We start from the raw sequence: 19,088 nt of genomic DNA, 5'->3' as shown, positions 1-19,088 counted from the left end.
GGTCGGCTCGTGTCGCCCCGGAAATGTGGACAAAAGTTAGCGCCCGAGGATTCCTTGGACGAATCCCTCCGGCTCGAACGGCGCCAGGTCGTCGACTCCCTCACCCAGGCCGACCAACTTCACCGGCACACCGAGTTCCCGTTGGACCTGAACCACAATTCCGCCCTTGGCGGACCCGTCGAGCTTCGTCAGGACGATGCCGGTGACGTCGACCACTTCGGCGAAGATGCGGGCCTGGGTCATGCCGTTCTGGCCGGTGGTGGCATCGAGGACGAGCAACACCTCGGTGACGGCCGCCTTCTTCTCGATGACGCGCTTCACCTTGCCGAGCTCGTCCATCAGCCCCGTCTTGGTGTGCAGGCGGCCGGCGGTGTCCACGATCACCACGTCCACGCCTCGCTCGACGCCTGCGGCCACGGCGTCGAACGCCACCGAGGCCGGGTCCGCTCCCTCGTCACCGCGCAGCGTCTCCACGCCCACCCGCTCGCCCCAGGTGGCCAGCTGCTCCGCGGCGGCGGCGCGGAACGTGTCGGCCGCCCCGAGGACGACGGTGCGCCCCTCGGCTACCAGCACACGGGCCAACTTGCCGACGGTGGTGGTCTTGCCAGTCCCGTTCACACCCACCACGAGCACGACGGCCGGGTCTCCGGGCTTGCCGGGGGTGAGGTTGAGGCTACGGTCCAACGAGGGGTCGACGAGCTTGAGGAGCTCGTCGTGCAGCACCTGTTCAGCCAAAGCCGGATCAGCAACGCCGTCCACCGCCAGCCGGCGACGCAGCGCCTCGGTGAGCTCGGTGGCCGGGCCCACCCCGAGATCCGAGGTGATGAGCGTGGTCTCGAAGTCATCCCACGTGTCCGCGTCGAGCCGGTCCACGGAGAGAAGATCGGCCAGCGCGCGGGCCAACGCATTGTTGCTGCTCGACAACCGACGACGGAGACGGGCCCAACGGGATGCGGGGGCCTCGGGTCGTTCCAGGGACGGCGCACGGGACACCTCGACGACCGGCGACTCCGGCACAACAACGGCGGGCTCCACGGCCACCGGTTCGACAGCCACCTGCTCCGGAGCTGCCGGCTCAACCTCCGGCGCCAGAACCACATCCGGTTCGCGGTCCGGCTCGGCCAGCTCGGGGCGTTGCTGGTGTTCGAGCTGCCGGCGCCTGTCCAGCGTGACGACGATGCCGCCGATGAGGACCGCCAAGCCGACGATCGCGATGATGACCCAGAAGAACCAATCCACGGGGTCATCCTAGCGAGGCGGTCAGCCGACCCTGTTATCCAGCCTCTCGAGGAACTTCGGCACCTCGCCCGTGCCGTTGAGGTGACGGTTGGCCTCGTCGATCACCCGCCCGAGCTTGGGCTCTTTCACCTCGAGGTGCCCGGCCGAGACGGCGACCACCACCAGGAGGCCAACGGCCAGGACCAGGGCGAACAGGACTGCGATAACCGCGACACTCATGCTTCGGGGCTCCTCTCGGAGGACTTGGGGGAAGGACCTCCATAGTGCCGACCCCCGGACGTGCCGGGAAATCGTCGGCGAGTCGCCGTTGCGGACGACGAGCCCATTGTGCGCCTCAACGTTCGTGGAGGCGCTGCGACACGACGGTGGAGATGCCGTCGCCGCGCATGGTGACGCCGTACAGCGAGTCCGCGATCTCCATCGTGCGCTTCTGGTGCGTGATGATGAGCAGCTGCGACGAGGCGCGAAGCTCTTCGTAGATACCCAGCAGCCTGCCGAGGTTGGCGTCGTCGAGGGCCGCCTCCACCTCGTCGAGGATGTAGAACGGGCTGGGGCGGGCGATGAACAGGGCCACCAGGAATGCCACCGCGACAAGGGAACGCTCGCCGCCGGAGAGGAGGGAGAGCCGCTTGACGTGCTTGCCCGCGGGCCTGGCCTCGACATCGACGCCCGTCGTGAGCCAGTCACCGGGATCGGTGAGGATCAGCTTCCCCTCGCCGCCGGGGAACAGACGGCCGAAGACGTCTGCGAAGCTGCGCTCCACGTCGCGGTAGGCCGTCTCGAACACCTCCTGGACCCGTCTGTCCACCTCCCCCACGATCTCGAGAAGGTCGATCCTGGTCTGCTTGAGGTCATCGAGTTGCTCGGCCAAGAACTGATGGCGGGCGGTGAGCGCGTCGAACTCCTCCAGCGCCAGCGGGTTGACCCTTCCCAGAATCGCCAGGTTCTTCTCCGCCGCCCGGAGCCTGGCCGCCTGCTGCTCGCGGTTGTACGGCATGGGCGGGGGCTGCTCGTCGTCCTCAGCGAGCGCGGTGCCGTCCGGGCGGGTGAGCACCGGGACCAGCTCGTCCGGGCCGTACTCGGCCACCAGTTGCCCGGGCTCCAGGCCGAGTTCCGCAAGCGCCCTGTCCACCAGCTGCTCGACGCGCATCCGATGCTCGATCCGGACCATCTCATCGCGATGGGCCCCACGGACGATCTCGTCGAGGCGGGCCGCAGCGGCCTTGGCGGCGTGCCTGGCCTGAGTGGTGCCGGACTCGGCGCGGCGGCGGGCCTCGTCGGCTGCGTCGCGCGCCGTGGACGCACTCCGCCGCGCGCCCTCGACGAACTCCGTCAGCCTGAGCGCGGCCTCATGCACCACGCGGGCCACCTCGGCCTCCCGTCGGAGATACTCGGCCCGCGCCCTGGCCTTGGCCCGTGATTGACGCTCGTGCTGGGCCGACCGGGCGAGGGCCTCCGCCCGTCCCGCGATGGCCTTGACCTGTTCCTCAGCGGTGCGAAGCGTGAGCCGTGCGTCCATCTCCTCCTGGCGCGCACGGCGCGCCTCGGCGGCCCGCTCGTCCCGGTCTGCCGAATCGGGTTCGGCGTCCTCCCCCTCGGCTGTGGCCGCCTCGAGGCGGGCGGACAGCTCCGTCAGAAGCTCCTCGTCCCGGGTTCTCGCGGCGAGCGCAGCATCGATGGCCTCGGTGAGCCGCTCGGCCTCCCGTGCGGCCGACGCCTGCCCCTGACGGTGCGAGTTGAGCTGCTCCGCGACCGCCGCGAGCTGGGCGTCCGAGGCGTGCAGCTCCGCGAGGGCGGCGGCCTCGTCGAGCCGTGCGGCGTCCAGACGTTCGGCCACGGCCTCCGCGGCGAATCGTGCCCGGTGCGCCTCATGCTCGCACTGGGCGAGCTCCTGCTCCGCCTGGGCGAGCTGGGCCTGCACCTCGAGGATCGACGGGGCGGCCGCCGAACCTCCTTCCACCAGCCACGAGGAGAACAGATCTCCCGACCGGGTCACCGCGACAATGTGGGCGTGCGCGGCGACGACGGCCGCTGCCTCGTCCGCCGACTCCACAGCCACCGTTGGCCCCAGCAGCCGGTCGAGGGCCCCCGCGAGGGACTCGGGGGCCTGCACCAGCGCCTTCAGCGGTCGTCCGACCGACGGGGCATCGTCGTGCCGCGGCGCCCCGGCAACCACAAGCGGCGCGCGGCCGAGGTCGCCGTCGGCGAGGTATCGGGCGGCGTCCAACGCGCCGTGGAGGCCCTGAACGACGACGGACTCGGCCATCCCTCGGAGCGCGGCGGCGACGGCCGCCTCCCACCCCGGCTCGATGGTGAGCAGGTCACCCAGCCGCCCCAGCACGCTCTCGTGGCCCGCCTCGATCAGGTCCGCCGACCCGTCACGGCGCAGCCTCATGAGGCGCAGCGCGTCGACGCGAGCCTCCAACCCGGCGCGGCGCCGACCGAGCTCCGCCTCCGCACTCCGCATGGTGGCGGACTCCGCCTCCGCCTCTGCCACCAGGGCGGCGGCGCGTTCGTAGCCCTCGTCGAGGTCCGACTCCGAGCTGCCCAGCCCGGCGAGTGAGGACTCGGTGGCGTGGTAGCGGCGTCCCGACTCCTCGGCGCGCGCCAGCGCGTCGTCGCGCCGGGATGAGAGGCGTTGGACCTCCTCGTCCGAGGCCTCGAGCCGGGATGTGACGGAGTTCACGCGGCCGGTGAGCCGGGCGAGTCCTTCACGACGGTCTGCGATGGCCCTCAGGGCCGCCGCGTAGGCCTGCTCCGCCGCGGCGTGCCGCTGCTCTGCGCTGGAGCGCCTGAGCGACGCGTCCGTCAGGCGACTCTGCGCCTGTTCGACTTCCGCCCGGAGCCCAAGCTCCCTCGTCCTGAACTCGGCTGCCTCGGCCTCGATCGCCTCCGGGCCTCGGCCTCCGACGTCCAGCGACGGCTGGTTGTCCCCCGCCCGCATCCGCTCGGCTGCGATCGAGACCGTTGTGGTGACGCGCTCGCGCAACCCGGCCAGCGCGTACCACTGCTCCTGGGCTGCATCGAACGCGGTGCCGGTCTCCCGCAGGATCCGTTCGGCTGCCTCCTCCGCCTCGAGCGCCTGCCTCACCGCTGCCTCGGCGAGCGCCTTGGCCTCAGCCGCGGCCGCCTCGTCTGCGAGCTCGGCGGCCAGCTGGGCCTGGGCGGTGGCGAGGTCGTCGGCGAGGAGGCGTGCCTGGGCATCCCTCAGCTCGGCCTGGATGACCGCCGCCTTCCGCGCCGCCTGGGCCTGCCGGCCCAGGGGTTTCAGTTGGCGCTGCAGCTCCGCGACGAGGTCGCCCAGCCGCTCGAGGTTCGCCTTCGTGGCCTCCAGTTTCCGCAGCGCCTTCTCCTTGCGCTTGCGGTGCTTGAGCACCCCGGCCGCCTCTTCGATGAAGCCGCGGCGGGATTCCGGGGTGGCTTGGAGGATGGCGTCGAGTTGGCCCTGGCCGACGATGACGTGCATCTCACGCCCGATCCCGGAGTCACTCAGCAGTTCCTGCACATCGAGTAGCCGGGCCGCGGCCCCGTTGATGGCGTACTCCGAGCCCCCGCTGCGAAACATGGTGCGGGTGATCGTGACCTCTGCGTACTCGATGGGCAGCGCACCGTCCGAGTTGTCGATGGTGAGCTCGACCTCGGCCCGCCCCAGCGGGGCACGCTTGGCGGTGCCGGCGAAGATGACGTCCTCCATCTTGCCGCCGCGCAACGTCTTGGCTCCCTGCTCCCCCATCACCCAGCTGAGGGCGTCGACGACGTTCGACTTCCCGGAGCCGTTGGGCCCGACGACGCACGTGATGCCCGGTTCGAAGACCAGCGTGGTAGCGGAGGCGAAGGACTTGAACCCGCGCAGGGTCAGCTGTTTGAGGTACATGCCTGCTCTAGGCTGCCTCGACCGGCGGCAGGGCGGTCCGAATGGACCGGAACGTCCAGAACTTGTTCAGGAGGAAACTGACCGGGATGGTGAAGAAAATCATGATCAGCTGCGCCCAGTAGAACTTGGTCCGCAGGCCGCTGGAGTTGTCGAAGACGTCGCTGGGCAGCGCGATGGGCGACTGCTCCCACATCAACAGGGTCAGCAGGCCCATTCCGATGAGCTGCGCGGCGAGCCCGACGGTGAGGAACGGCCAGTACTCGCGCCACCAGGCCGAGTGCTTGTGCGAGCCGAAGGTCCACCACCTGTTGAGCTGGAAGTTGACGAGATTGGCCACCATGAATGCCGCCATGCTCATCACGTGATACCAACGGATGTTGAACTCGGTGCCCGGAATGGACCACCAGGCCCCGCCGCCGTAGGCGGACTCCGGCCAGAAGATGGGCAGGGTGTGGCGCTGGACCCAGATGACGGCCATGTTGACCACCACTCCGAGGCCTCCGACCATGCCGAAGCGGAAGAGCTGTCGGATTGAGCTCCGATAGCGGTGCAGCATCTTCTTGATCACTGGCCACCCTTCCACGCCCGTTGGCATCTCGGACAAAAGTAGCTGCTCCTGTTCATGAAGGAGCGGCGCGCGATGGACGTGCCGCAGCGCGAGCAGGGCCCGTTCTCGCGCCCGTAGGCCTCGAGCGAGCGGGAGAAGTAGCCGGACTCCCCGTTGACGTTGACGTAGAGGGAATCGAACGACGTCCCACCCTGGGCCAGCGCCTCGGCCATCACCTCGCCCGCCGCGCGGAGGACCCTCCGGGAACGCTGGGGTGACAGGCCCGCGGTGGGGTGGTCGAAGTGGGTCCGGGCCCGCCACAGGGCCTCGTCGGCGTAGATGTTCCCGATGCCGGAGACCAGGGTCTGGTCCAACAGCGCCCGCTTCACGGTCGTGCGCCTGCTGCGGAGCCGCGCTGAGACGGCGGCCTCGTCGAAAGCCTCGTCGAAGGGATCGAGCGCCACGTGAGGGACTGGACACGTGGCCTGCCCGGCGCGCCAGTCGAGTCCGCCGAACATCCGTTGGTCGACGAACCGCAGCTCCTGGCCGTCGTCGAGGCCGAAGATCACGCGCGTGTTGCGGGCGTGCTCGTCGCCGGGACGGTTGAGCCTGAACTGGCCGCTCATCCCGAGATGGGCCACCATCGCGTCGTCGCCCAGGACCCACCACAGGTACTTGCCGCGGCGGCGCACCCCGTCGACCTGTCGCCCCTCAAGGTTGGCGACGAACCCCGCAGGCCCCCCAGGGTGGCTTCGCACGGGTCTGGGGTGGAGGACGCTGACGCGGATGATCCTGCGTCCCGTGAGGTGACCCGACAGCCCGCGCCTCACCACCTCGACTTCGGGCAGCTCAGGCACCGGCGAGATCCTCGCAGGCCGCGCGGGCGGCGATCTGCTCGGCGTGCTTCTTGCTCGGTGCGGTACCCCGCCCACGAACCCGCTCGTCGACGATGACGGCTGCCGTGAAGACCCGCTGGTGGTCAGGGCCCTCGCCGCTGACCTCGTAGCGGGGAAGTGACCAACCGCGCTGCGAGCAGATCTCCTGCAGCGCCGTCTTGTGATCCGCGTAGTCCCTGCTTCGTTGGGCGTCGGCGATCTGCTCATCCAGATTGCGGTGGATGAAACGCGCGGCGGACTCCGGGCCGTCGGAGATGTAGACGGCGCCGATGACCGCCTCCATCGTGTCCGCCAGGATGGAGGTCTTGTCCCGCCCGCGGGTGGCCACCTCGCCTTTGCCGAGGAGCAGGTGATCCCCGAGCTCGAGGAGACGGGCGACGTCCGCGAGGGCCACGGAACTCACCACGCGGGACCGGAGCTTCGCCAGGTGTCCCTCGGGGAGGTCCGGATAGCTGCGGAAGATGTGCTCGGTGACGACGATCTGGAGCACTGCATCGCCGAGGAATTCGAGCCGCTCGTTGGACTCGATGCCGCCGTGCTCGTAGGCGTAGCTGCGGTGCGTGAAGGACAACTCAAAGAGCTGGGCGTCCACCTCGACGCCCAGCTCCTTCAGCTGCTCTTCCAGTCTGCTCATCCCGCTGAGACCCCCACGCGTGCGGTCTCGTCGTGACACCGACCCCGAGGACGGGGACGACCCGCTCCGCGGGGGTGGGCCAGGCTCAGACCTCGAGGACCTGGCGGCGGCTGCCGCGGGGTCCGTACTGTCCGCAGCTCGCGCATGCGGTGTGCTGCAGGTGGGGTTCGCGGCAGGCCGGGTTGGCGCACACGACGGTGGGGACGACAGTCGTCTTCCACTGCGCACGGCGCGAACGGGTATTGCTGCGCGACATCTTCCGCTTCGGAACGGCCACGATCTTCTCCTTCGTCAGTAACTGACAGGTTTGCTCAGTTGGGTGCTTCCCCGCTCAGCCCGGTCAGCTTCTCCCACCTGGGATCAACCTGTAGACCGTGAGTGTGGTCGGGATCGTCATTGAGGTCTGCTCCACATGTGGGGCAGAGACCCAGGCAATCATCCTCGCACAGGGGCGTGAACGGCAACTCGAGCACCACGGCGTCACGCAGGGCCTCGTCCAGATCGATCGTCTCATCCACGATGAGGCTCTCGTCTGTGTCTATCTCGTTGCCGGGATAGAAGTAGAGCTCCTGCACATCGAAGGAGGCTTGCTCCTCGATGTCATCCAGGCAGCGGGCGCATTGGCCGTGGAGTTCCACGGTTGCTGTGCCCGTCACCAGGACGCCTTCGGTCACCGCCTCGAACCGGAGATCCAGCTCGATGTCGGTGTCTTGCGGCACCCCGATCACTTCCGTGCCCATGTCGGCAGGCGCGGGAACCGTGGTGACTACCTGTTTCATCGTCCCAGCCCTGCGCGCGAGCTCGTGCACCTCAAAAACCAGTGGCGAGCGGCGATCCGGGTGGGGATGCACGGGTGACACGTCGGATTCCCTTCGTCTACCGTCCATGACTCGTCATGACCGGCTTCCAACTCTACCGAGGGCCCGCAGAATTCCCAAAACGGAAATGCGCTCAGAGCGTGCCCGCTCGACGCCTCTCCTCGATGGCGAGCGCGACGTTGCCGGGCACGTAGGCGGAGACGTCGCCGCCGAGCCGGACCACCTGACGGATGATGGTCGAGGACAAGGTCACGTGCTCCTTGCCGGCGGGCAGCAGGACAGTCTCCACCGGACCCATGGCGTGGTTCATGTGGGCCATCTGGAGCTCGAAGTCGAAGTCAGACCCGAACCGCAGGCCCTTAACCACTGCAGGAATCCCGCGGGTGCGGCAGAAGTCCACCAGGAGCCCCTCCATGGGCTCCACGGTGATGTGGTCCAGGTCCGCCGTCGCTCCCTGAACCAGCTCCACGCGCTCGTCGAAACTGAACAGGTAGTTCTTGGTGGAGTTGTTGCCGATGGCGACGACCACGGCCCCGAACAGCGCGTGCGCCCGCCGGATGACGTCGAGGTGGCCCACGGTGATCGGGTCGAACGACCCGGGGCACAAGACCGTCATGGCATCACTCCTAGTCCACAGCCCCGAAGTGGAGCGTCGTCTCACCGTAGCGGCGCAGCCAGGTGTCTGTGTAGCCCGGCGGCCAGCCGGGGTCACGGTCCCGGGAGGAGCGCTCCACGACCACCAGACCGCGCCCCGCCAACGCGCTGACGGCCAGGTTCTCCAGCAGGGTCTCGATGGATTCGGTGGCCATCTCGTAGGGGGGATCGAGGAAGACCAGGTCGAACGTCCGGCCCGGGGAACCGGCGACAGCCTCTGCCTTGGCCACGACCACCTCCACCGCCAGGCCCGTGGCCCGGGCGTTGTCCTGGATCAGCCTGGCGGTGGGCCTGTCCTGTTCGACGAGCACCACCGGCGCCGCACCACGGCTGGCCGCCTCGAGGCCAACCGCCCCCGAGCCCGCGAAGAGGTCCAGCACGGAGACCCCCGCGAGGTGGGCTGAGGCGTCCGAGTCAGCGGAGTTGAACCAGCTCGACAGCGCAGAGAACAACGCCTCCCGGGTGCGGTCTGTGGTGGGCCTGGTGCGCGCGCCCTTCGGGGTGCTCAGGCGGCGTCCCTTCGCCCGGCCGGCGATGATCCTGCTCACGACTTCTCCATCCACTCTCCGGCGGCGACGGCGTCTGCCTTCGCCATCAGGTCTGCCAGCAGCGGCTCCGTGGAGGACCGCGGGTCCTCCAGGACACGCTCAGCGAGCGCCTTGGCCGCCTGGATCACACCCGCGTCGTCCAGAGCCCGCAGCAGCTTGAGCGATCCCCCGCCGGACTGGGCGGCGCCCAGGACGTCTCCCTCCCGGCGCAGCCTCAGGTCGAGCTCGGCCAGCTCGAAGCCGTCAGTGGTCGACGTCATGGCCTGGAGGCGGGTCAGAGCGTCGAGGTTCTCCCCGACTGCGGCGAGCAGGAGGCACAGCCCCGGATGCTCCCCTCGACCGATGCGCCCCCGCAACTGATGCAGCTGGGAGAGCCCGAAGCGGTCCGCGTCCACCACCACCATCACCGACGCGTTGGGCACGTCCACGCCCACCTCGATCACCGTGGTGGCCACCAGCACATCCAGCCGCCCATCTGCGAAGGCGGCCATGGCGTCGTCCCGATCGGCCGCGGGCTGTTTGCCGTGCACCGTCCCGATGCGCAGACCCGCGAGGGGTCCGGCGGCCAGCTGCGGGGCGAGCTCCTCGACGGCGGACATCGCGGGCGCGCCCCCCGCCTCTGCCTCCTTGGCGGTGATGGACGGGCACACCACGAACGCCTGCCTGCCCCGCTCCACCTCCTCCCGGATGCGCTCCCAGGCGCGCGGCACCCAGTGCGGCGTCTGCGCGGTATCGACGAACACCGTCTGCACGGCCGCCCGGCCGGCCGGGAGCTCGCGCAGCTCGCTGACCTCCAGATCCCCGAACACCGTCATGGCGATGGATCGGGGAATGGGCGTAGCGGTCATGACGAGCGTGTGGGGCTTCCTCTCCGCCTTCGCGGCGAGCGCGGCCCGCTGCTCGACGCCGAAGCGGTGCTGCTCGTCGACGACGACCAGACCCAGGTCGTTGAAGGCCACCGGGTCACTGAGGAGCGCGTGCGTGCCCACCACGATCCCCGCCTCGCCGGTGGCGATCTGCGCCAGCACACCACGCTTGGCCGCGGCGGAGCGGCTCCCTGTGAGGAGCACCACTCCCGTGGCTTCCGGGTGGGCGCCGAGCTGGCGGCCCTGGCCCAGATCACCGAGCAGCCGGGAGATGGTCTGGTAGTGCTGCTTGGCCAGGACCTCGGTGGGAGCCAGCAGTACTGACTGTCCGCCGGAATCAACCACCGCAAGCATGGCCCGGAGCGCCACGAGCGTCTTCCCCGACCCGACCTCGCCTTGGAGGAGACGGTTCATCGGCGCCCCGCCCGCGAGCTCGCCGAAGATGACCTCCCCGATGTTTCTCTGCCCGTCGGTGAGGGTGAAGGGCAGCCTCTCGTCGAACGCCTCGAGGAGCCCCCCTGGGCGACGGGGACGCGGCGTGGCGAGCTCACCGGCGGCCTCTCGCCGCCTGGCCGCCATGGCCAGCTGAATGCCGAACGCCTCGTCGAACCGGAGCCGCGCCTGGCCGTGCTCCGCCTGCCGTACCTCGACAGGCTCGTGGACGGCGGTGAGCGCGTCCTGGAACGGCAGCACCCCTGCCTCGTCGACCACCCACCCCGGGAGGGTGTCTCCGGACAGGGTGGGCAGGACCAACTGGATCGACTCGGCGATCACCCACGTGGGTAGTTTTCCTGTGGCCGGGTACAGCCCGATCATGGTGGCGCGCTGCACGCTGCGCTCCATGGCGGCCCTCTTCTCGGCGTCCTTTCCTCCGGAGATGCGGGCGCCGTCGAGCATCACGAAATCCGGGTGGGCCAGCTGGAGCTGCTCGTTGAACCGGCCGACACGCCCGATGAAGATCCCCCGACGGCCTGGGGCCAGCTGCCGCTCCCAGTAATCCAGCACCCGCTGCTTCTTCGCGAAGAACGCCACCGAGAGCCGCCCGTGGCCGTCGCTCAGGACGGCCTGGACGCGGCCCGCGCCAGAGGAGTGGAACTGCCTCGCTCCGACCACCTGGGCGATCACCGCGACGTCCTGCCCCACCGTGAGGGTGCTGAAGTCGGACATCTCCGTGCCGGAGATATAGCGGCGCGGCACGTGCCGCACCAGATCGTCGACGGTGCTGATCCCCAATCGCTCGAACTCTGCGGCCGTCTTGCCACCGACCACATCAACGAGCCGACGCCCGAGGTCGCGGTAGATCGGGGTGCGCCAGAAGGACATGAGCAAGACCCTACCGGCCCCCGCAGACAGTCCGAGGGGCGCGGGATGGGGACGCGAAAAACCGGCGGCCCCGTCGTGGGGACCGCCGGCTCTCGGCGTCAGGGATGCGAACTAGCGCGAGACCTTACCGGCCTTGAGGCAGGAGGTGCACACGTTCACGCGCTGCGGGGTGCCGTTGATGGTGGCACGCACGCGCTGGATGTTCGGGTTCCAGCGGCGATTGGTCTTCTTCTTCGACCAAGGAACGTTGTGACCGAAGCCGGGTCCCTTGGCGCAAACATCACACGTGGCGGCCACTGGAATCTCCTTGTTGTCTGTGCCCAGGCCATGGCCTGGATTGCTCTGGGGTGAAGCCCACGCGAGCAGGCAACCGTAGAATGTTAACCCGCCCGCGTGGAATTGACCAAATGGGGCCTACTTCTTGCCGCGGCGTCGCGGCGACCTGCGCTCCCCGCCGTCGGAGGGCGCCTGCGAATCCACAGGCTCCTCAAAGCGGACATAGCCCGCCCCCTGGCAGTGTTCGCACGGCTCGGTGAACGCCTCGGCCAGGCCGGTGCCGATCCGCTTGCGCGTCAGCTGCACCAGCCCGAGGCTGGTCACCTCCGCGACCTGGTGACGTGTACGGTCGCGGCCGAGACACTCGACGAGGCGGCGCAGCAGCAGCTCGCGGTTGCTCGGCAGGACCATGTCGATGAAGTCGATCACGATGATGCCGCCGATGTCGCGCAGGCGCAGCTGGCGCACGATCTCCTCCGCCGCCTCCAGGTTGTTGCTGGTGACAGTGGCCTCGAGGTTGCCTCCGGTGCCCGTGAAGCGCCCCGTGTTGACGTCGACGACCGTCATGGCTTCGGTGCGGTCGATCACCAGGGACCCGCCCGAGGGCAGGAAGACCTTGCGATCCAACGCCTTGGCGATCTGCTCGTCGATCTTGAACTGCGAGAACGCGTCCCGGCCGTCTTCGGCGGGTTCGAAGCGCACCAGGCGCTCCGCCAGGTGCGGCGCGACGTGACTCACGTAGGCCGAGATGGCGTCGTAGGCGTCAGACGGGCCGCCGTCGCCCTGGACGATCAGCTGGCCGAAGTCCTCGGTGAAGAGGTCGCGGACGATCCGCAGGGTCAGGTCCGGCTCCGAGTAGAGGGCCTGTGGGGCGCTGCCCTGCTTCGTCTTCTTCTCGATGACCTCCCATTGGGCCTTGAGACGGTTGACGTCGCGGATCAGCTCCTCTTCGCTGGCGCCCTCCGCCGCGGTCCGCACGATGACGGACTCGTCGTCGGAGATCAGCGACCCGAGGATGGTGCGGAGACGGTTGCGCTCGGTGTCCGGCAGCTTGCGGGAGATCCCCGACAGGTGGCCGCCCGGCGAGTAGACGATGTAGCGGCCAGGCAGGGAGATGTGCCCCGTGAGGCGGGCACCCTTGGCCCCGACGGGATCCTTCGTCACCTGCACCAGAACGCTCTGGCCCGACTTCAGGACGTTCTCGACCTTGCGGTTCTCCCCTGTGACGCCGAAGTTGGCCCAGTCCACCTCACCGGCGTACAGCACGGCGTTGCGGCCGCGGCCGATGTCGATGAATGCGGCCTCCATGCTGGGCAGCACGTTCTGGATGCGACCGACGTAGATGTTGCCGATCAGGGAGGTGGCCGACGCCTTGTCCACGTAGTGCTCGACGAGGATGTTGTCCTCCACCACGGCCAACTGCGTGTAGTCCTCGGACTGGCGGATGACCAGCCTGCGGTCCACCGCCTCCCGGCGCGTCAGAAACTCGGCCTCGCTGAGGATGGGGGCGCGGCGGCGGCCCGCGGCACGGGACTCCTTGCGGCGCTGGCGCTTGGCCTCCATGCGGGTGGAGCCCTCGATGCCGGTCACCTCGTCAGACGACGTGGAATCGGCATCTGCGCCCTCGCCACGACGGCGACGGCGGCGGCGACGGCGGGTTGTTCCGTTGTCGTCTGCCTCAGCGGTGTCCTGCTCGGCACCCTCGGCGTCAGGCTCGCCCTCGGCAGCCTCCTCCGCGGGGGCCTCCGATTCCGCTTCCTCGGCCTCGTCGGAGTCGGTCTCCGAGTCCTCCGCGCCATCGCGGGAGCCACCCCGACGGCGGCGCCTGCCCCCGCGTCGGCGGCGACGGCGGGAGGGACGGTCGTCGTCGGACTCATCGTCGACGGCTTCGTCGCTGTCTTCTTCGTCGGCTTCGGGCTCGTCCTCCGCGGGTTCGACGGCAGCCTCGTCCGTCTCTGCTTCGGTCAGCTCGCCGTCTTCGTCCTCGGGCTCAGCCTCGCCTTCCTCCGCGGGGCTGCCTGCAATCGCGCCGGCCAGGGCCGCGAGCTGCTGCTCACGGGCTGCTGCGGTGAGGAAGGGGTCGGTCAGGAGGGCCCGGCGGGCCTCCGCGACCTCCTCAGCGGCGCGGAGCGCGACACCGATGGCGTCCTCGTCCTGCCCTTCGGGGAGCGTGGCGGGCGGGGCCGCCGGGCGGCTGGCGCGCCGACGACGGCTGCGGGTGGAGGTGGGGCCTGCTTCCTCGGCGGGTGCGGACTCGGAAGCGACGGGGGTCGCGGTCTCGGCGGGAACGAGTGCCGGCTGCGGCGCGGCCGCTGGCTCCGGGACTGCTGCGGGCTCAGCGGCGACCACCGGCTCGGGGGCGGCGGCCGGTCGCGACGCCCGCCGGCGGCGGACAGGAGCGGGCGCGGACGCCTGCGGCACTGCTGCTTCCGGGGACTGCTCGTCGATCGGCGTCGCGGAAGACTCCTCGGCCGGCGCGGGCGAATCATCGACCTGGGCGGGGGTGACGACAGGCGCGGGCTCGCTTGGCGCGGGCTCGCTTGGCGCGGGCGGCGCGGTGCGGCGGGTGGCGCGGCGGCGTACCGGCTTGCTCTCCTCTACCGGCGGGGTCGCCTCCACGACGGGAGCTTCCGCGGCGATCTCCGCAGCGGGGGCCGCTTCAAGGGGGGCGACTTCAGCGGGAGCCTCCTCGGAGGGAGCCTCCACCGCCTTCACCCTGCGGCGACGAACGGGCGCGGCGGCCGCGTCCGGCTTCGAGGCGACGCGGCGTCGCTTGGGCGTCAGGTCAGCCGCTTCCGGCTCAGCCGTCTGGCTACTGGTGGGCTCAGCCGTGGGGCTACCCGTGGGCTCAGCCGCGGCGTCCTGGGGCGGGCCTGCCGGGCGGCCCGCAGCGCGGCGGCGCCTCACGGGGGCGGTGGGTGTGGTTTCCTCGGCGGTGGTGACGCCGTCGTTCTCGATATCGAGCATGAGGCTCCTCAGGCGCGGATGCGCGGACGGGCACAGACGCGCTGTGCGCTAAGACTCCGGCCTCCAGGGCAGTGCGAGCAGTCGCGGCAGATCTGCCGCGGTGCAGCCTCGCTGCTCCCGGTTGGCACCGGCGGTGCCGTGACCTGAGCGTTATTCTCGCACACCGTCGCAACTCTTGGCGCATCACCGCGCCGATCAGTGCAGCGGGTCGCCGATCACGCCGTCTGCCAGCGGCCCCTGCGCCAGGCGGGTGAGGAGGGCCTGCGCGGGCACCTGGGGGGTGAGCTGACGCAGTGCGGTCACCACGTCATCCGGGCGCACCAGCGGCGCCTGGTGAATCGAGCGCAGCAGCAGCGTCTCGTCGTCGGAGACACTCAAACTCACGATGGCCGCGCGCACGTCGAAGGCCCGCATGCCGTTCTTCGTCATCCGCTCGATGATGTACTCCTCCCGGTCGAGGAGCGACGACGCGGCCGAGCTGAGGACGCCCGGCTCTGCCCCGGCGAGGCTGATCACCCAGTCCGACGCCTGGAGTAGATCACCGAGCGACTCCTTGACTGCTTCGGCCGCGTCCAGCACGACGAAGCCCTGCGGGAGGACCGCGTTGAGCGCCTCCACGAGCTTGACCGGGTTGCAGACCTCGGTGAGGCCCAGCTCCACGTACTCCGCTTCGGAGGCTGCGGACGTGGGCGCGGCGTTGGCGTAGGAGATGCGGGGGTGGGGCGAGAAGCCCGAGGAGTAGGCCATCGGGATCTCCGCGCGTCGCAGGGCGCGCTCGAGCGCACGCCCGAAGTCGCGGTGCGAGGTGAAGCGTCCGGGGCCACGCTTGGCGTAGCGCAGCCGCAGCTTCTGCGCCGGAGGTGCCTGCTGGACTGGCGGCTGTCGGTTTCCCACGGGCGGCAGTCTAGGGCAGCACCGGACGGCGCGGCCCGATCACCGCTTCCGGTAGAGCTTCTTGCTCTGGTAGACGGGCTCACTGGTGACGTTGACCCCGAGGTTGCGGAAGATGGCCTCGTCGACAGGTCCGAGGATCACCGTGGTGTGCACGTCGCAGCCGCGCAGGTGCGGCAGCTCGGCCAGGGCCCGTCTGGCGAACTCGTCGTAGGTGGCACCCACGGACAGGGCGATGAGCACCTCGTCGGTGTGCAGACGCGGGTTGGCGCTACCGAGGTGCTGCGTCTTCAGGGTCTGGATCGGGCCGATCGTCTCCGGCGCCAGCAGGTGTGCCTCGTCCGGCAGGCCGGCGAGGAGCTTGAGGGCGTTGAGGAGGAGGGCCGAGGAACTGCCCAGCAGCGCCGAGGTCTTGCCGGTCACGACGGTGCCGTCGGGCAGTTGCAGCGAGGCGGCAGGCCCCTTGGCGCGGCGTTCGGTCTCCAGAGCCGGGCCGACGACCGGGCGGTCCTCCACCCCGATGCCCAACGTGCGCATGGTCAACGCGATGCGGTCCGACAGCGTGGGCTCGAGCTCGTCGCGCCGCTCGTGCACCAGCGCCTTGTAGTAACGGCGGATGACCTCCTGCTTGGAGGCCGCCCGGCACACCTCGTCGTCGGAGATGCACTGCCCCGCCATGTTGACGCCCATGTCGGTGGGCGACTGGTACGGCGAGGCGCCAGTGAGCTGCTCGAAGAGCAGCTTGAGGACGGGGAAGATCTCGACGTCGCGGTTGTAGTTGACCACCTGCTCGCCGTAGGCGGCGAGGTGGAACGGGTCGATCATGTTGACGTCGTCGAGGTCCGCAGTGGCCGCCTCGTAGGCCAGGTTGACAGGGTGGTCCAGCGGGAGGTTCCAGATGGGGAACGTCTCGAATTTGGCGTAGCCGGACGGGACGCCGCGCTTGTGGTCGTGGTACAGCTGCGACAGGCAGGTGGCCATCTTCCCGCTGCCGGGGCCGGGGGCTGTGACAACCACGAGGTCGCGGGTGGTCTCGATGTAGTCGTTGCGGCCGTAGCCGTTGTCGCTGACGATCAGCGCGACATCGCTGGGGTAACCCTTGATCGGGTAGTGACGGTAGACCTTCAGCCCGAGCCGCTCCAGCTTGCGCTTGAACGCCCTCCCCTGCCGGTGCTCATCGGTCATCTGCGTGATGACGACGCTGCCGACATACAGCCCGTAGGAACGGAACTCGTCGATGAGGCGCAGGACATCTGACTCGTAGGGGATGCCGAGGTCCGCGCGCACCTTGTTCCGGGCGAGATCGTGGGCGCTGACGACGATGACCACCTCGACCTCGTCCTTCAGGGTCTCCAGCATGGCGATCTTGTTGTCCGGGGTGAAGCCGGGCAGCACACGGGAGGCGTGGTGGTCGTCGAACAGTTTGCCGCCGAACTCGAGGTACAGCTTGCCGCCGAAGCGCTTGCGCCGCTCGTCGATGTGGTGGGACTGAAGGACCAGATACTTCTCGCGGTCGAACCCGACCTTGCGCACGCTCTCCACGAGGGGCCAGCCTAGCCGGTCCGGGCGGCCCTCCCCCTACTGGGCGGCCCTCCCCCTACTGGAGGGAGGGCTTGGCCACGGCGAGCGGCAGGAGCACCTTGCCCGTGGGGCCGATCTGGATCTCCGTGTCCATCTGGGGACACACGCCGCAATCGAAGCACGGCGTCCACCGGCAGTCCTCCACCTCGCGCTCGTCGAGGGCGTCCTGCCAGTCCTCCCACAACCAGTCACGGTCAAGGCCGGCGTCGAGGTGGTCCCAGGGCAGGACCTCCTCGTAGCCGCGCTCGCGGGTGGTGTACCAGTCCAGGTCCACGCCGAAGGGGGCGAGTTCCTCAGCCGCGGCCGTGGCCCAGCGCTCGAAGCTGAAGTGCTCGCTCCAGCCGTCGAACTTGCCGCCGTCGTGCCAGACGCGCTCGATGACGCGGCCCACCCGGCGGTCCCCCCGGGACAGCAGGCCCTCGATGGTCCCAGGCTTGCCGTCGTGGTAGCGCATGCCGATGGCCTTGCCGTAGTGGCGGTCCTGCCTGATGGTGTCGCGCAGCAGCTGGAGCCGGTGGTCGATGGTCTCGGCGCTTGCCTGGCCCGCCCACTGGAAGGGGGTGTGCGCCTTCGGCACGAACCCGCCGATCGAGACGGTGCAGCGGATGTCGCGGGTGCCCGACGCCTGGCGCCCGGTCTCGATCACTCGCCGCGCCAGGTCCGCGATGGCCAGCACGTCCTCGTCGGTCTCGGTGGGCAGTCCGCACATGAAGTACAGCTTGACCTGGCGCCAGCCCGACGCGAAGGCCGCCGCCACGGTGGAGATGAGGTCGTCCTCGGTGACCATCTTGTTGATCACCTTCCGCATCCGCTCCGAGCCGCCTTCGGGCGCGAACGTGAGCCCCGAGCGGCGGCCGTTGCGGCTGAGCTCGTTGGCCAGGTCGATGTTGAACGCGTCCACGCGGGTTGACGGCAGCGACAGCGAAACGTTGGAACCTTCGTAGCGGTCCGCGAGCTGCTTGGTGACCTCCGCGATCTCCGAGTGGTCCGCCGACGACAGGGACAGCAGGCCAATCTCCTCCAGCCCGGTGGCCCGGAGTCCGCCCTCCACCATGGCACCGATGGTGTCGATCGAGCGCTCCCGGACGGGGCGGGTGATCATGCCCGCCTGGCAGAAACGGCAGCCGCGGGTGCAGCCCCGGAAGATCTCCACGGAGTAGCGCTCGTGCACCGTCTCGGCCATCGGGACGATGGGGTGCTTGGGATAGGGCCACTCGTCGAGGTTCATCAGCGTGTGCTTGCGCACCTGGAACGGCACGCCCTCGCGGTTGGGCGCGATCCTCTGGATGCGGCCGTCGTCGAGGTAGTCCACGTCGTAGAACTTCGGCACGTAGAACGCGCCGGTGGAGGCGAGGCGGAGCAGCAGCCCGTCGCGGCCGCCCTCGCGGCCGTCCACCTTCCACTCGCGGATGATGTCCGAGATGAGCAGCGAGGCCTCCTCGCCGTCGCCGAGCACGGCCACGTCGATGAAGTCCGCGATGGGTTCGGGGTTGAAGGCAGCGTGCCCTCCCGCGACGACCAGCGGCTCGCCGTCGATGCGGTCCGCCGCGTGGAGGCTCAACCCGGAGAGGTCGATCAGGTTGAGCAGGTTGGTGTAGCCCAGCTCGGTGGAGAAGGAGACCCCCAGCACGTCGAACATGCCGACGGGGCGGTGCGCGTCCAGCGTGAACTGCGGCATCGAGGCCGCCCGCATCCCTGCCTCCATGTCCGGCCACACGCAGTAGGTGCGCTCGGCGAGGATCCACTCGCGCTCGTTGAGGATCTCGTAGAGGATAGCCACGCCCTGGTTGGGTTGACCCACCTCGTAGGCGTCCGGGTAGGCCAGGCACCAGCGGACCTCGACCGAATCCCAGTCCTTGACGACGGAGTTGTGCTCACCCCCGACGTACTGGATGGGCTTGCTCACCTGCGCGAGCAGCGGCTCCAACCGTGCGAAGAGGGAGTGCGTGGGCAGCGCGGAAAGTGTTGTCATGA

Annotated in this window: 16 protein-coding genes; all 16 read right to left on the bottom strand. The window is 69.5% G+C overall.

Translation table 11 applies throughout. The features are described 5' to 3' along the window. Positions 1-36: 36 nt before the first annotated feature. Complete coding sequence (gene ftsY, locus H5398_RS06390; protein WP_370586073.1) at positions 37-1,239, bottom strand: signal recognition particle-docking protein FtsY; 1,203 nt, start codon at positions 1,237-1,239, stop codon at positions 37-39. Positions 1,240-1,260: 21 nt separating this feature from the next. Next, positions 1,261-1,458: a hypothetical protein gene (locus H5398_RS06385; protein ID WP_182799421.1), complete on the bottom strand. Its 198-nt coding sequence runs from the start codon at positions 1,456-1,458 to the stop codon at positions 1,261-1,263. A gap of 115 nt (positions 1,459-1,573) precedes the next feature. Further along, the gene (smc, locus tag H5398_RS06380; RefSeq protein WP_182799420.1) at positions 1,574-5,113 is read right to left on the bottom strand and encodes a chromosome segregation protein SMC; all 3,540 of its coding nucleotides are present in this window, start codon (positions 5,111-5,113) and stop codon (positions 1,574-1,576) included. Positions 5,114-5,120: 7 nt separating this feature from the next. Then, entirely contained in the window at positions 5,121-5,681 is a 561-nt protein-coding gene (locus H5398_RS06375) for a GtrA family protein (protein WP_370586072.1), read from the bottom strand. Next, positions 5,678-6,517, bottom strand: a complete 840-nt coding sequence (gene mutM, locus H5398_RS06370; protein ID WP_182799418.1) for a bifunctional DNA-formamidopyrimidine glycosylase/DNA-(apurinic or apyrimidinic site) lyase — start codon at positions 6,515-6,517, stop codon at positions 5,678-5,680. Before mutM ends, H5398_RS06375 begins: the two co-directional genes overlap by 4 nt. Then, positions 6,510-7,190 carry a ribonuclease III gene (gene rnc / locus H5398_RS06365; RefSeq protein WP_182799417.1) on the bottom strand — a complete coding sequence of 227 codons (681 nt, stop codon included), beginning with the start codon at positions 7,188-7,190 and terminating at the stop codon, positions 6,510-6,512. The genes mutM and rnc overlap by 8 nt, the downstream gene beginning before the upstream one ends. 85 nt (positions 7,191-7,275) lie before the next feature. After that, positions 7,276-7,467: a 50S ribosomal protein L32 gene (gene rpmF / locus H5398_RS06360; protein WP_182783717.1), complete on the bottom strand. Its 192-nt coding sequence runs from the start codon at positions 7,465-7,467 to the stop codon at positions 7,276-7,278. A gap of 34 nt (positions 7,468-7,501) precedes the next feature. After that, a complete protein-coding gene (locus H5398_RS06355) occupies positions 7,502-8,050 on the bottom strand; it encodes a DUF177 domain-containing protein (RefSeq protein WP_370586071.1) in 549 nt (182 codons plus the stop codon). A 91-nt stretch (positions 8,051-8,141) separates the two neighbouring features. Then, a complete protein-coding gene (gene coaD / locus H5398_RS06350; protein WP_182799415.1) occupies positions 8,142-8,624 on the bottom strand; it encodes a pantetheine-phosphate adenylyltransferase in 483 nt (160 codons plus the stop codon). A gap of 10 nt (positions 8,625-8,634) precedes the next feature. Continuing rightward, complete coding sequence (rsmD, locus tag H5398_RS06345; protein WP_182799414.1) at positions 8,635-9,210, bottom strand: 16S rRNA (guanine(966)-N(2))-methyltransferase RsmD; 576 nt, start codon at positions 9,208-9,210, stop codon at positions 8,635-8,637. Beyond that, the gene (locus tag H5398_RS06340; RefSeq protein ID WP_182799413.1) at positions 9,207-11,399 is read right to left on the bottom strand and encodes an ATP-dependent DNA helicase RecG; all 2,193 of its coding nucleotides are present in this window, start codon (positions 11,397-11,399) and stop codon (positions 9,207-9,209) included. The genes rsmD and H5398_RS06340 overlap by 4 nt, the downstream gene beginning before the upstream one ends. A gap of 111 nt (positions 11,400-11,510) precedes the next feature. Beyond that, positions 11,511-11,696, bottom strand: a complete 186-nt coding sequence (gene rpmB / locus H5398_RS06335; protein WP_182783707.1) for a 50S ribosomal protein L28 — start codon at positions 11,694-11,696, stop codon at positions 11,511-11,513. Between the two features lie 117 nt (positions 11,697-11,813). Further along, a complete protein-coding gene (locus H5398_RS06330; protein ID WP_182799412.1) occupies positions 11,814-14,642 on the bottom strand; it encodes an Rne/Rng family ribonuclease in 2,829 nt (942 codons plus the stop codon). Positions 14,643-14,837: 195 nt separating this feature from the next. Then, the gene (locus H5398_RS06325; protein ID WP_182799411.1) at positions 14,838-15,536 is read right to left on the bottom strand and encodes a TIGR03936 family radical SAM-associated protein; all 699 of its coding nucleotides are present in this window, start codon (positions 15,534-15,536) and stop codon (positions 14,838-14,840) included. 39 nt (positions 15,537-15,575) lie between these two features. Next, the gene (locus H5398_RS06320) at positions 15,576-17,075 is read right to left on the bottom strand and encodes a DUF1846 domain-containing protein (RefSeq protein WP_370586070.1); all 1,500 of its coding nucleotides are present in this window, start codon (positions 17,073-17,075) and stop codon (positions 15,576-15,578) included. 55 nt (positions 17,076-17,130) lie between these two features. Further along, positions 17,131-19,086 (bottom strand): TIGR03960 family B12-binding radical SAM protein, encoded by a 1,956-nt coding sequence (locus tag H5398_RS06315; protein WP_182799410.1) that lies wholly within the window; start codon positions 19,084-19,086, stop codon positions 17,131-17,133. Between the last annotated feature and the right edge of the window lie 2 nt (positions 19,087-19,088).

Source organism: Tessaracoccus sp. MC1679 (genome assembly GCF_014164775.1).
GTDB lineage: Bacteria > Actinomycetota > Actinomycetes > Propionibacteriales > Propionibacteriaceae > Arachnia.
Note: the sequence above shows the minus strand (reverse complement) of the source record. Positions and strands in the feature narration are given on the sequence as shown.